General features: G+C 34.9%; 9 protein-coding genes. 6 read left to right on the forward strand and 3 right to left on the reverse strand.

Annotation, left to right across the window (positions count from 1 at the left end; all coding sequences use genetic code 11):
- Positions 1-23 precede the first annotated feature (23 nt).
- Complete coding sequence (locus CGC49_RS06480) at positions 24-1,523, forward strand: GH3 auxin-responsive promoter family protein (RefSeq protein ID WP_095912173.1); 1,500 nt, start codon at positions 24-26, stop codon at positions 1,521-1,523.
- 75 nt (positions 1,524-1,598) lie between these two features.
- On the opposite strand, the gene brnQ is transcribed toward CGC49_RS06480, so the two are convergent.
- Positions 1,599-2,897: a branched-chain amino acid transport system II carrier protein gene (gene brnQ / locus CGC49_RS06485; protein ID WP_095912174.1), complete on the reverse strand. Its 1,299-nt coding sequence runs from the start codon at positions 2,895-2,897 to the stop codon at positions 1,599-1,601.
- 1,416 nt (positions 2,898-4,313) lie between these two features.
- On the opposite strand from brnQ, the gene CGC49_RS06490 reads away from it, so the two are divergent.
- The 3 genes from CGC49_RS06490 (at position 4,314) to CGC49_RS06505 (ending at position 7,424) form a co-directional block, all read left to right on the forward strand.
- A complete protein-coding gene (locus tag CGC49_RS06490; protein ID WP_157909010.1) occupies positions 4,314-4,913 on the forward strand; it encodes a hypothetical protein in 600 nt (199 codons plus the stop codon).
- A 716-nt stretch (positions 4,914-5,629) separates the two neighbouring features.
- A complete protein-coding gene (locus tag CGC49_RS06500) occupies positions 5,630-5,806 on the forward strand; it encodes a CAL67264 family membrane protein (protein ID WP_182859263.1) in 177 nt (58 codons plus the stop codon).
- A 31-nt stretch (positions 5,807-5,837) separates the two neighbouring features.
- Positions 5,838-7,424: an NADP-dependent glyceraldehyde-3-phosphate dehydrogenase gene (locus CGC49_RS06505; RefSeq protein ID WP_042006359.1), complete on the forward strand. Its 1,587-nt coding sequence runs from the start codon at positions 5,838-5,840 to the stop codon at positions 7,422-7,424.
- Positions 7,425-7,541: 117 nt separating this feature from the next.
- Here CGC49_RS06505 and CGC49_RS06510 read toward each other — a convergent pair whose 3' ends face one another.
- Both CGC49_RS06510 and CGC49_RS06515 read right to left on the reverse strand, forming a co-directional pair.
- A complete protein-coding gene (locus CGC49_RS06510) occupies positions 7,542-10,613 on the reverse strand; it encodes a glycoside hydrolase family 2 TIM barrel-domain containing protein (RefSeq protein ID WP_095912721.1) in 3,072 nt (1,023 codons plus the stop codon).
- A 209-nt stretch (positions 10,614-10,822) separates the two neighbouring features.
- Positions 10,823-11,740, reverse strand: a complete 918-nt coding sequence (locus CGC49_RS06515) for a GYDIA family GHMP kinase (protein ID WP_095912722.1) — start codon at positions 11,738-11,740, stop codon at positions 10,823-10,825.
- Between the two features lie 145 nt (positions 11,741-11,885).
- On the opposite strand from CGC49_RS06515, the gene nadE reads away from it, so the two are divergent.
- Both nadE and CGC49_RS06525 read left to right on the forward strand, forming a co-directional pair.
- Positions 11,886-12,677 carry an NAD(+) synthase gene (gene nadE / locus CGC49_RS06520; RefSeq protein WP_095912176.1) on the forward strand — a complete coding sequence of 264 codons (792 nt, stop codon included), beginning with the start codon at positions 11,886-11,888 and terminating at the stop codon, positions 12,675-12,677.
- A 45-nt stretch (positions 12,678-12,722) separates the two neighbouring features.
- Positions 12,723-13,613: a carboxypeptidase-like regulatory domain-containing protein gene (locus CGC49_RS06525; protein ID WP_095912177.1), complete on the forward strand. Its 891-nt coding sequence runs from the start codon at positions 12,723-12,725 to the stop codon at positions 13,611-13,613.
- The last annotated feature ends 19 nt before the right edge of the window (positions 13,614-13,632 follow it).

Genomic DNA, 13,632 nt, shown 5'->3' on the forward strand with positions numbered 1-13,632 from the left:
CCAATATAAAATAAATACGTAGGATGTCACTAAAATCGTTTGGAGCCAAACTATTTGCGTCTATTGTTAAGAGAAAAATAGACAAATGGGCAAAAAGGCCTATTGAAACGCAGCAAAACGTCTTTGAGGAACTTATTCGTAGGGCAAAACATACTGCTTTTGGCAAAGATCATGATTTTGAAAATATAAAAGACCATGCCGATTTCGTTAAAAAGGTGCCTGTTCGAGATTATGAAGACTTAAAACCTTATATTCAGCGTTTGATATCGGGCGAGAGAGATGTGCTTTGGAGAGGAAAACCACTTTATTTTGCTAAAACTTCGGGTACAACCAGCGGAACTAAGTATATTCCAATCACAAAAGAATCTATGCCCTATCAAGTACAAGCTGCACGAGATGCTTTTTTGTGTTATATTCACGAAACCAAAAAAGCTAATTTCGTTAACGGTAAAATGATTTTCTTACAAGGAAGTCCTGTTTTAGAGGAAAAAAATGGTATCAAAATAGGTAGGCTATCAGGGATTTCGGCACATTATGTGCCTCAATATCTACAAAAGAACCGTGTTCCATCATGGGAAACCAACTGTATCGAAGATTGGGAAACCAAAGTAGATGCTATTGTTGAGGAAACTATTAGCGAAAATATGACCCTCATTAGCGGTATTCCTCCTTGGGTACAGATGTATTTTGAGCGACTTAAAGAAAAATCAGGTAAAAATATAGGTGATTTGTTTAAGAATTTTTCACTTTTTGTATATGGAGGGGTCAATTACGAGCCGTATCGCCAAAAGTTTGAACATCTTATCGGAAGAAAGGTCGATAGTATTGAGCTTTTTCCTGCCAGCGAAGGCTTTTTTGCTTTTCAAGATACGCAAACTGAGAGAGGAATGCTTTTGTTGCTCAATTCGGGTATATTTTATGAATTTATCAAGTCTGACGATTTTTTTTCAGAAAACCCAAAACGTCTGACCTTAGCTGAGGTAGAACTGAATGTAAATTATGTGATGATTATTTCCACCAATGCTGGGCTTTGGGCATATAATATTGGTGATACTGTGCAGTTTACAAGTTTAAATCCGTATCGAATAATTGTTTCGGGACGTATAAAACATTTTATTTCGGCTTTTGGAGAACATGTCATCGCTAGTGAAATTGAAGAAGCTATGATTCAATCTATTCAAGGTACGGAGGTGCGGGTGTCCGAATTTACGGTAGCTCCACAGGTAAATCCTTCCGAAAATCAGTTGCCTTATCACGAATGGTTTGTCGAATTTGAAAAAGAACCTGATAATATGGCAGATTTCGCCTCGAAATTAGACAATTTCCTACAGCAAAAGAATTCATATTACTTCGATTTGATTCAAGGAAAGGTACTACAACCTTTGAAAATAACTAAAGTTGCCAAAGATGGATTCGTACGTTATATGAAACAAAGTGGTAAATTTGGAGGACAAAACAAAGTACAACGTTTGGCTAATGACCGAAAGATTGTTGAGCAACTAGAACTTGAAAATTTAAAATAAAAACTTTGACAGGAGTCCTACGGTTTGTCATAAAATTTCGATAAAGTACGAAAAAGCATTTTTCTATCTACTTTTTTAATTTTGATTTCGATCCAAAGCAGTTCCAAAGACAAAAGCTATTAAGGATGGTAATAACCATTCTAAGCTATATTCCTGTAATGGTAAATAGGATTTTAGAGTGCTTAACAACTCTTTTTGCATATCCAAATTGATTCCTACGGAAATTAAAGAAACGATAGCGGTAGTAATGATACTTGCTACGTAGGGTTGTCGTATTTTTACGTATCGACCAAAAAGTAATAAATATAGTATTAATGCAAAGACAATCGGGTAGATGAACAATAATATGTTGACAGCATATTTTATAATAGCATCTACTCCGTTAATGGATAAGACTACCGAAATCAGTGTGCAAAGAATAACGCTCAAACGATAAGGTATTTTCCCGTGTGATATTTTTTCAAAAATGCTTCCAGTGGCCGTAGTCAATGCAATTGCCGTGGTTAAACACGCGAAAGCAATAGCAATAGCTACTACGAAAGTTCCTTTTTCTCCCAAGATGGAGGAGGAAATGTGCAATAGCAATTGCGTACGGGTACTGTTATCTTGCATTGGAAAATCGGTTGTAGCTCCCAAGTAAATTAATCCTCCATAGATGAGAAGCAATGAAATAGTAGACACCAGTCCTGCGGCAAGTGTTATCCTACTTCGTTCATTCTCAGAAGAGAACCCTTTGTCAATAACAGCTTCAATTATGACTCCTGCAAAAATTACCGATGCTAGTACATCTAATGTTTGGTAACCTTCAACAAATCCGAAAGAAAAAACCTCGGTTGCGGTCATTGTGCTTTCAGTAATGACATCAGGAGGGTTTATGACTCCCAGAACTACTAACACTACCAACGATAGTAATAAAAAAGGGGTCAGAAACTTACCGATAATATCCACTGTTTTGGTTTTTGAAATTGATAATAGAAATACTGTTCCAAAAAATAGAATAGCGAAAACAACATTGCTAAATGAAGGAAAAGACGGTTGCACTCCAATTTCAAATACAGTGGCTCCTGTGCGTGGGATTGCTACTAACGGCCCGATACACAAGATGATTAGTATTGCCAACACATTGATTAACTTTGGATGAGTTCTATATCCCAAATCCGTAAACGAAAGTCCTGATTTTGAAATAACAAGTACACCAAGAAAAGGAGCTAAAATGGCTGTTAGGAAAAATCCTACCAATGCCATTAGCCATTCATCGCCTGATTGAAGTCCTATGAAAGGAGGTAAAATCAAGTTTCCAGCTCCAAAAAACATAGCAAATAAGGCAAATCCAACAGTAGTTATAGTAAGAGTTTTATTTTTGTGTGTTTTCATTCTTTAAGGTATAAAAGGTACTTATGTTTCTGCAAAAGTAAAAATAAAAAGGGTCACTTGAAATTTTTGTGATGTAAACTTCTTAAATTCCATTAGTAAGTGCAATTTTTTGGGATAGTTTTTCTCTCTTTTTCTTTGGGCTAGCCCAAAGAAAAAGAGAGAAAGTAAAAAAAACTTTCTCCCTTCAAAACAAAAGATTTTCTATTTAGGGAACTCAAAATTGAATTCACAGAAAAATTACTAAAGCCATTTCATTTGGTCTGTGAACAATTGCAACTTACAGATTTACAACCTGCAATAAATCGTTTAATAGCATCAATTCCTTTTATGGCAAAAAGGATAGTTACTAAAATCACAAAAATTCTTTTAATAACAGACGCTTATTTTTCATTACCTTCATAATTCTGAAAAACTTTTTCGTAAAAGTAAAAATTGCGAGATTATCGTAAAATCTCGCAATTCCATGAATGGAATTAATTATAAAAAGTAGACGAAATTAATAACACTATGGTTATCAGGTTAATAATAAATATAAGTCTAAAGCTATTATCTTTTTTTATTACTTTTATTAAACTAAAAGTAAACATAAATAAAAGAAATAAAATCAATGGAATGGTCAGTAGTTCACCGAAAAAGCTAACAGAACCAACCATTATTTCATTATTTAGTGAATGATAGTTAATTAACAGTAAAAATACAAAGTAACAAAAACAGAAAATACTTCCTGCCAAAAACCATCTTTGAGAATTTGTTTTCATATAAAAGTATGTTATAAATTAGTTATCTCACTGATTTTTTGAAGATTTGTTATTCACTTATGGAGATATATCAACAATGAGATTTTAGTATATCATATTTTTGCACTATTTTCCTATGAAGAAACTTCTCGTAGCTTAGAAATCTGTCAGAAAAACCTTTAAATGACATTTATCTTCGTATAATTTCCGCCAAGATAATGTTTTTTGCTGTAATAGGAAAATTATTTTGTAAAATGTTTTACAAAACAATAAGTAATTGATTATTAGAAATTTTAAAAAATCATAAAGTTTTGAAAATATGATAATTATATGTTGACAGGAATGCGTTACAAAAAATGGAGTACAGTTTGTCGGTGTTAAAAATATATTTATATTCGCAACGAGTTTTAAAATTATTGTTCATAAGTATTGTTACTTTTACTCTTTTTAAAACAAGAAGCAAAGATTTTGGTTTCATAAAGAAACTGCTCAAAAAACATGTTGATATTGGTCAGCGTATACTAAGAACTACCCAAAAAATATTTTTTTGTTTACAGTTTATAAACATACAGAAATGGACATTTATCTTTCCTCCGGTAAGGACATAGTGAGTCAATTTAAGTTTATTATAGGAATAATTTGAGAATCTACTTGAATTACTTCTCTGAACATGTACTATATGAAAAAATCAATTACATATTTGCTTATTATATGCGGTTTTTGCCTTTCAACAGCACAAAATACCGTAGAAAATGACACTATTTTTCTTAGTGAAGTCGTGGTAACACAATTTCAAAAAGAAAAATTAAATAAAATGGCTACTAAGGGAAGAAAAAATTACAGCATAGGAAGCTATTATAATACGTTTTTTGCTAATGAAATTAAAGTAGATAAGTGTTTTATAATCAAGAAAATAGTGTTCTTTATAGAAAAAATAGAGAAAAATTACGACACGAAAGCAACCTTTGAATTAGCATTTTTTTCAGTAGGTGAAAACGGACTTCCTGATAAAAAATTGCATAGTCAAACACTATTATTTGAGTCTGTTAGGAAAAATAAATTGGAAATAAATATCGAAGATTTATCACCTAAATTCTGTGAAAATTTCTTTGTTGCACTGAAAAAAACTGAAGATACAAACAAAAAATCAACAAATTACAGGATTTTAGGACACATGAACAAACGAAAGGAAATATACCTAAATCCAGAAAATAAAGGTTGGCACAAACTCGAAGGAGGTAATTTAGCAATAGAAATTTATTATATAGAAGAGAAATAAAATTGCGAGATTATAGTAAAATCTCGCAATTTAAATTCAAAAAAACGTTTTCTTTCCGAAAATATATCTAAAATAGTAGTACACATCGGCAAAAGGTACCCAAATATAAAACGATTTGTTTGTAATATTCTTATTATAAACCAAGTGAACGCGGACTTTATACTTTACGAACACAATAAAGCCTAACAAAAGTAATATTGATATTCCAAATAAAATAGGTAGTGTTTCCATAGTTAAAAATTTTATCGTACCACTTAAACATGAACGCAACCGATCCTATGATTTTAATTTAATGGACTGATTTTTAGAACATTATATTTTGCACTATTTTCCTATGAAGAAATTTCTCGTAGCTTAGAAATCTGTCAGAAAAAAAACTTTAAATGACATTTATCTTCGTATGATTTTCGCTAAGATAATGTTTTTTGCTGTAATAGGAAAATAATTTTTGTAAAATGTTTTTAGAAATAATATAAATCACTGAAAATAAAAAAGTTAATTGTTTGATGTGTCTCTAAAGTTACAAAAAAAATATAATCAATATTAAAGAGAAATATAGGATAGAACTCTATGTTACTATGTGGTTTTAATCATAATAAATTCTAAAAAATATTTCAGGAGTTTAACCTAATTAAAATACCCTAAAATTAAGTTTGTTTTTTCAAAATAAAGAACGACTTTTGCAGTTGCAATCCATTAATTTTGCAGTTATGACAATGAATAAAAATACTATTTTAGGATATGCCACTTTGATTATGGTTGTTATGGGGTTGATTCTCATTGGTTTGGGGATTTTTAAATACAACGAAGTAGCAGGAATAGGTTTTGCTACTGTAGGGATAGGTTTTTTAGCCATCGCATGGGTGTTTAACTCGCTAAAAGGCAGAGTGTAATGCTTTAAATTATTAAACAGATTAATATAGAATGAAAAAATTTAGAGAAATTCCTGAAGAGTTTCGTGTCGAGCCTTTGCATCAAGATATTTATTTGGCAAATGGGGAATTACGCAAATGGGAAGGAGCCATGACAGATGTTTACTCCACCATTTCATCGACCGAAAACTATGAGCCCACATTTTTGGGGAGTGTTCCCAATATGGGAGAAGAAGAGGCTTTAGAGCTATTGTATTCATCATGCGAGGCTTACAGCAAAGGGAAAGGTTTGTGGCCAACCATGAAAGTGAAAGACCGAATTCAATTTATGGAAAAATTTGTCAAGCAGATGGCAACCAAACGCGATGAGGTCGTGAAACTAATGATGTGGGAGATTGGGAAAAGTTTGGAAGATTCTCGCAAAGAGTTTGATAGGACGATACAGTATATTTACGACACAATAGAGGAATATAAAAACCTCGATCGAGATTCCTCTCGTTTTGAAAAAAGAGATGGTATTTATGCTCATATTCGTCGTGGGCCTTTGGGAGTGGTGTTTTGTTTAGGGCCTTACAACTATCCACTGAACGAAACTTTTGCGTTACTGATTCCTGCTGTGATTATGGGTAACACCGTTATTTTCAAACCAGCAAAACATGGAGTTTTGTTATTTGCTCCGTTGTTAGAGGCTTTCAAAAACAGTTTCCCTCGTGGAGTTATAAATATCTTGTACGGACGCGGTAGAACGGTAGCTCCGCCCATTATGCGAAGTGGTCGTGTGGATGTGTTAGCACTTATTGGAAATAGTAAAACTGCTATCGCACTACAAGATTTACACCCTAATAAAAACCGATTGCGATTAGTGTTCGGGTTGGAAGCGAAAAACCCAGGAGTAGTGTTACCTGATGCTAATTTAGAATTAGCCGTTGAAGAATGTGTGAAGGGAGCTTTGTCTTTCAATGGGCAACGTTGTACTGCTCTGAAAATCATATATGTACACAAGAAAATTAAAGATAAATTCATCAAAGAATTTTCTAAAAAAGTGGATGAGTTGGTCTATGGAAATCCTTGGGATAAAGATGTAACTCTTACTCCATTGCCTGAGAAGGAAAAACCTGCCTACATCCAAGAACTGATAGATGATGCTATTTCAAAAGGAGCTAAGATTGTTAATCAAAGAGGAGGAGAACGCTCTGAAAATTATATTTTCCCTGCAGTTTTATACCCCGTTTCAACCGATATGCGTGTGTTTTCAGAGGAACAATTCGGCCCATTAGTGCCAATCAAATCTTTTTCGCACATCAACGAAATTTTAGATGAGATTGCTAATTCAAAATACGGACAGCAAATCAGTCTTTTCGGGGAGGATGCTTATGAGCTTTCACCTTTGATTGACAATTTAGTGAATTTGGTTTGTCGTGTGAATATCAATAGTCTGTGTCAGCGAGGTCCAGATGTTTTTCCGTTTACGGGTCGTAAGGATTCTGCGGTAGGAACTTTGAGTGTTCACGATGCATTGCGTTCATTTTCAATACGTACTTTTGTAGCATCACGGGATGATGATTATAACAATAAAATTGTAGAAAATCTCCTACGAACAGGGGTTTCAAACTTTATGAACACGGATTATATTTTGTAGATTTTATTGGGTTCAATTGAAGAACACGCCGAGATGAGGCAAATGCCTCATCTCGGCGTGTTTTTAAAACATGCTACCCCAATTTGATGTTTATATCCTATAAAAAACCGAGAGTTCTTATTTTACAGGTATAATACGATAAGAATAACTGTAAGGTCTGTGTAAATAAAGCAGATACTGTGCCATTGGTAAATTACCCCAGCTGTTATCGCCTCCTACACCTAACTGCTGATAATCAACGTCTAAATGTATGTGTTGATCTTTTTCCAATTCTTCGGAATGTGTTTGTTGTTTTTCTTCTCCAGGGTAAAGTGATGCAGGACTATAGGGTAATGCATTGATATTCACGAATTTTTCTTCGCTTTGGACAAGAATTCCACTGCCATCTTTACGCAGTAATTTTGCATATCGCACTTGGGTTTTATTCCCCGATTCTTGTGGTCGTACATACGGGTGGTATTGTTCGTCGATACTTCCTTTGTAAAGTCCTACAAAAGCCGAGGTCTGACGATCTTCATAGCTTTCCCAAGGTCCTCGTCCGTACCATTCGAGATTTGTAAAATCTTTTGAAAGAGTAACGTGGTTTCCTATTTTGAAAGTTAATCTGTCGCTTTCCTTCAAAGGAACAAATGTATTTTCTACTAAAACGCTTCCTTTTCCGTCAAAAGTCAATGTTTGAGTGAATTTAATGCTGTTTTCTATCAAAAATTTATGTATTTTCACTTGCTTTTGTCCATTTTCAGCGTCCGAAAGCGTTATTTTTTCAATTTTTGCATCTTTATCAGCGTATCTTAAGTCTTTTAACTTTTTTTGTAAACCAGCTCCAAAATCATTGTCAGTAGCTGGTCGCCAGAGGTTTAGGTAAAGCCCTTCCCCTGAAATGTTTTCTTTTCCATTAGTTTGGTGATATACCAATCTTCCTTTTTCTTTAGAAATGGTTGCTTTGAAATTTCTGTTTGATAGTGTTATTTCTTTGTCTGTTTGTTCGGTAGTAATGATGTTATTATCTACTTGATATACAGGTTTTTTGTAGGTGTTTAATGGAAATTCGGCAAAAGCCAATGAGGTGTTGGCAGTTAAAATACCTTCATCAGATTTCAATTTAGCTTCGATCTGTAAGTAGTATTCATTCTCTGGGTCATTTTTTACGATTTCGGATACTAATCTGTTAATTTCCTGTGTGTTTTTCCCTTTTTTTGTCAATTTTTCTCTGATTACCAACGGGAAAACTCCTTTTTGTCGTGGTAGTACGTTAATGTTATCTAATTTGCCTTGGTTTATAGGAGTTCCATTTCTTAAAAGAGTCCAGCTGAATTCGAAGTTCGATAAATCACGGAAAAAATATTTGTTTTGAACCATTAATTTATCTTTTTCAAAGGAAAATCCAATTTCTTGGTACACCTTTCTGACCTCATAACTATGAGGATGAAAGGTTCTGTCCGATGCGATTACTCCATTAATCAAGAAGTTATTGTCGCTGGGTGTGTTTTTATCACCAAAGTCGCCGCCATATGCCAAGATGGTTTTTCCTGAAGCATTTTTCTTGTAAATACCTTGATCCATCCAATCCCAGATATAGCCACCTTGCAAACCGGGATAGCTCTCAAAAACATCCCAATATTCTTTAAAATTCCCAATGCTGTTACCCATTGCGTGAGCGTATTCGCAGAGTAGAAATGGCTTTTTTGGGTGAGACAAACCGTAGTCAATCAGGAATGGGATACGACGATACATTCGTGATTCTATGTCAGTATTCCAATCATAGTGAGCTAGTTCGTGGTGTATAGGTCTTTGAGGATCAAGAGCTTTTAGCATTTTATAAGCTTGGTAGAAATTCCAACCGTTCCCTGCCTCGTTGCCTAAACTCCAAATAATAATGCTTGGGTGGTTTTTGTCTCGTTGATACATTCGCATAATTCGCTGTTTATGAGCTTCTTCCCATGCGGTGTTAGTGGCAAGTGTTCGTTCTGGTTTGTAACCCATACCATGGCTTTCTACGTTGGCTTCGTCCATCACATAAAGCCCGTATTTATCACATAATTCATAGAAATAAGGGTCGTTAGGATAGTGTGAAGTACGTACACTGTTGACATTCAATTGCTTCATCAGTAGGATGTCTTTTTCCATACTTTCTCGACTGATAACCTGTCCTGTTACAGGATCGGTATCGTGACGATTTACTCCTTTGATGAATATTCGTTTTCCATTCACCAGTAAGTCGCTACCTTTGATTTCGATACTTCTAAATCCGATGTGCATACTTACTGCTTCGCTGATTTGATTTTTATCGTCCCTAAGTAGAACTTCCAAGCGGTACAAGTTTGGTATTTCGGCACTCCATTGCTTTACCAGAGGTAAGTTAGCTGAAAAGTAAAGCTCTGTTTTGCTGTTTTTTCGTTGAATTTGGGTAATGTTTTTAGTTTCTTGCCATATTTTTTGGTTTTTATCGTCGAAAATAGCAGTTTCTAACTGATAATTACCTTTGTTTTCATCAGTTTCATTCCAAATTTGTACTAGCAAATCCAATTTTCCGTCGGTATATCCATTCGAAAGTCCTGTTTTAGCGTCAATATCGTAGAGATGTACTTTCGGACGTGCATATACATAGCAATCGCGAGTGATACCTGAAAGTCGCCACATGTCCTGAGCTTCTAAAAAACTTCCATCTGTCCATCGGCGAACTTCCATCGCAATTTGATTTTTCCCCGCTGAAACGTAGTCAGTTATGTCGAACTCTGAAGCTAATTTACTGTCTTTACCTACACCTACAAATTTCCCATTTACATATAATTTGAAAGCTGATTTTACGGCTCCCAAGTGAAGATAAACCTTTTCATTTTTCCAATCCGAAGGTATTGAAAATTCTTTACGATAAAGTCCCGCAGGTTGATTGATTCCATCTGGGACATCTGGTGGATTTGGGTTTTTTGTTGCAAATTCGAACTTTTCATTTACATAAATTGCTGTTCCATAACCGTTCAATTCCCAAACGGAAGGCACTTGTATTTTGTCCCAAGAACTGTCGTTGTAATCGGTTTTAAAGAAGTCCGTTGGTAATTGTTTGTAATCTTCTTTCCAAAGGAAATTCCATTTCCCGTTCAGGTCAATGTATCGATTGGAGGCTTTGTAGTTTTTCTTTTCAGCCTTTTCTGAGGATTCAAAAGGCAGGTAGTGACTACGCATGGGCATACGGTTAATTTCCTGAACCGCTGGATTTTCAAAAATAGGGTCTAAAAAGGGTTGGTCTTGTGCATGTAAGTTTGCTGAAAAGCAGGATAACAACAAAGTCGATGCAAAAAATTTTACAACTGTGGTCATAAGTATTTATGGTATTGGTTATATTATTCTGTTGATTTTTTAGTGTTTTATATGTCAAATCATGAAAATGTATTTGTTGTTTAAGGTTCTATATATACCATTTCTTGAAACGGAACTACTGTTGAAAATCCTTTTTTGTGGAAATAATCGAATACGTAGTTTCGTTCGCCCACGGCCAAGACAAAATCCCCTCCCCATGCTCCTAAACTTTTGATACTTCCTGAAAAATCTCGAAAAAGAGTTTCTTTGACCGTGGGGATTTTGAGAAAATCGGCTATTATTTGCTCGTGATTATCAATCAATTGGCAAAAATCAGATAGTGAAGTCGTTCGGATAATATTTTCCGTGATTTCTGTAATGCGACTTACCAAGTTTTTCTTACTTCGTTTGATGGATTTATATAGGGCGATACCTTCCTTACTATTTTGTTTCTTATTCAGATATACGAAAAACAACTGGTCGGTCTGTGGCAGTAAAAATTGTAACGGATAGGCGCTGGGGCGATTTTCCGTCAGTTTGTACAGTATGGGGGTTTTATGCATTGCACAAGCGATGTCATAGCCACTACCTCCAAAACTTTTGAATAACAACTCAAATGGGTTCACTTCTGCCCATTGGGCTACATTGTTTATCAGCGTAGAGGACGTTCCTAAACCCCATTGACGCTCGAACTCTAAATATGTTTCCACTTGACAATGAGTTAGTTGAGGGACGAAGTTAGGGTTTAGCTCTACGGCGGTTTTTAAGATATTCAACAAGGTTTTGGCGGTTGTTGAAAGCGTTGTATTTTGCTCGAAATCACTGAATGTTAATTCCTGATGTTCAAACCATACTTTTTTATGAAAGTCAAAACTTTTCCACGAAAATCCTTGATTTGTTTCCGAAATACATAAGGATTGTCCCAAACGCGTAGGGAAAGCTAAACTCAACGCTCCATCCAAAACGGCATATTCTCCTGTGAGTAATAGTTTGCCTCTACTGTGAAAAAATTTTGTCATATCTTGTCGCTGAATATTTTTTTCGTACATTTGTTTCTTGTGTTGCAAAGGTAAAAAATATTACGGATAAATGTCCTATTTTTTTGGGATAAGCACTCAAATATGTGTTTGAATTTGTAAACATCTTATGTTAAAAATATTAAAAATGAATGCAGAGAAAGTTACTAATCATATAGTACATTGGCTAAAGACCTATGCCGAAAATGCCAAAGTAAAAGGCTTCGTCATCGGAATTTCTGGGGGCGTTGATTCAGCGGTGGTTTCTACGCTTTGTGCCGAGACGGGCGTGCCGACACTTTGCTTGGAATTGCCAATACATCAGGCAGAAAATCACGTGAGTAGAGCTAAAGAACATATCGCTTTTTTGAAAGAAAAATACAGTAACATCACTGATTTGCAAGTAGATTTGACACCCGTTTTTGACCAGTTTGTAAAACAAATTCCCACCACCGACCAACATTCCTATGAAATGGCATTGGCAAACACACGTTCTCGACTTCGCATGACTACGCTGTATTATTTTGCAGGTTTGGACGGACGTTTGGTTGTTGGAACGGGCAACAAAATTGAGGATTTTGGCGTAGGATTTTTTACGAAATATGGCGATGGCGGGGTGGATGTCAGTCCGATTGCCGATTTGATGAAAAGCGAAGTCTATGAGTTGGCACGTTATTTAGGCGTTGTGGAATCTATCGTGAAAGCGAAGCCTTCCGATGGGCTTTTTGGCGATGACCGAAGTGATGAAGACCAACTCAAAGCGAATTATGACGAACTCGAATGGGCAATGTTACAACACGAAAACGGCAAAACTGCCAATGATTTTTCAGACAGACAAAAAGAGGTTTTCGAGATTTATCAACGGCTAAACCGAGCTAATCAGCATAAAATGAATCCGATACCTATTTGTAAAGTTGAGAATAGCGTGAAAAAGGGTTAGATTAGAAGTATATTGAAGAATACAGTCGTTTTTTCTGAAGAATAAATGAGAATTATATTGTTATTTATCATAAGTTTTTCGATGTATAGCCAAACATTGGAAGGCTTTGTTATTGATTCTCTGACCCAAGAACCGCTTCCGTATGCAAATATTTCTTTTTTGGATAGAAATATTGGAGTTTCAGCAGATGAAAATGGATTTTTTAAGTTGGATATATCAAGAAAAGAGTCTGAAAACGTATTAATATCGTTTGTAGGTTATGAAAGTAAGGTTATTTCATTAGAAAAATATGTTGAAAACAGAAAATATACGCAAAAAATAAACTTATTGCCTGCAACTGAAGTTTTAGAAGAGGTCGTTTTGGTAGAAAAACAATTGCAAAAGGCAAAAAAAACGGATGTAGGGACGTTCCATAAAAAGGATGTTTTTCTGAATTCTGTTCCATTCGGATATGAAAAAGCGGTTTTTATTGAGAATAAAACACGAAAATCGGGACAAATAACCGCTGTTACGCTCTATTTTAAGTCAGAAACGAACGAGCTTTATGAACAACTTGAAGCCTTTTTCAGATTGAATTTTTACAACGTGGACGACAGAGGTTTTCCAAAAGAAACGCTTTCAAAGGAATTATTTTTGATAAAACCTGGCGTAAAACAGCAAAAAATTAGGGTAGATTTATCAAATTATGGATTACCTTTTCCGGAAAAAGGGATTTTTGTTGGAGTAGAAGTGATTAATCCGACAGAAAAACAACCAAAAGGGAGTTTGTACGTGACAAAGCCGAGTTTAGTACATACACATGCGGATAAAAACATCGTAATAACACGATTTCGAGGTAAGGAATGGTATAAAAATAGTAAAAAATCGACTTTTAAAAAGGAATATTACGCCGTTCCGAGAGTGAAAATGGAAGTTTTATTGCCAAATCGTGAATGATACAAATTTATGTGTGAAA

The organism is Capnocytophaga sp. H4358, from assembly GCF_002302515.1.
Taxonomy (GTDB): Bacteria; Bacteroidota; Bacteroidia; order Flavobacteriales; family Flavobacteriaceae; genus Capnocytophaga; species Capnocytophaga canis.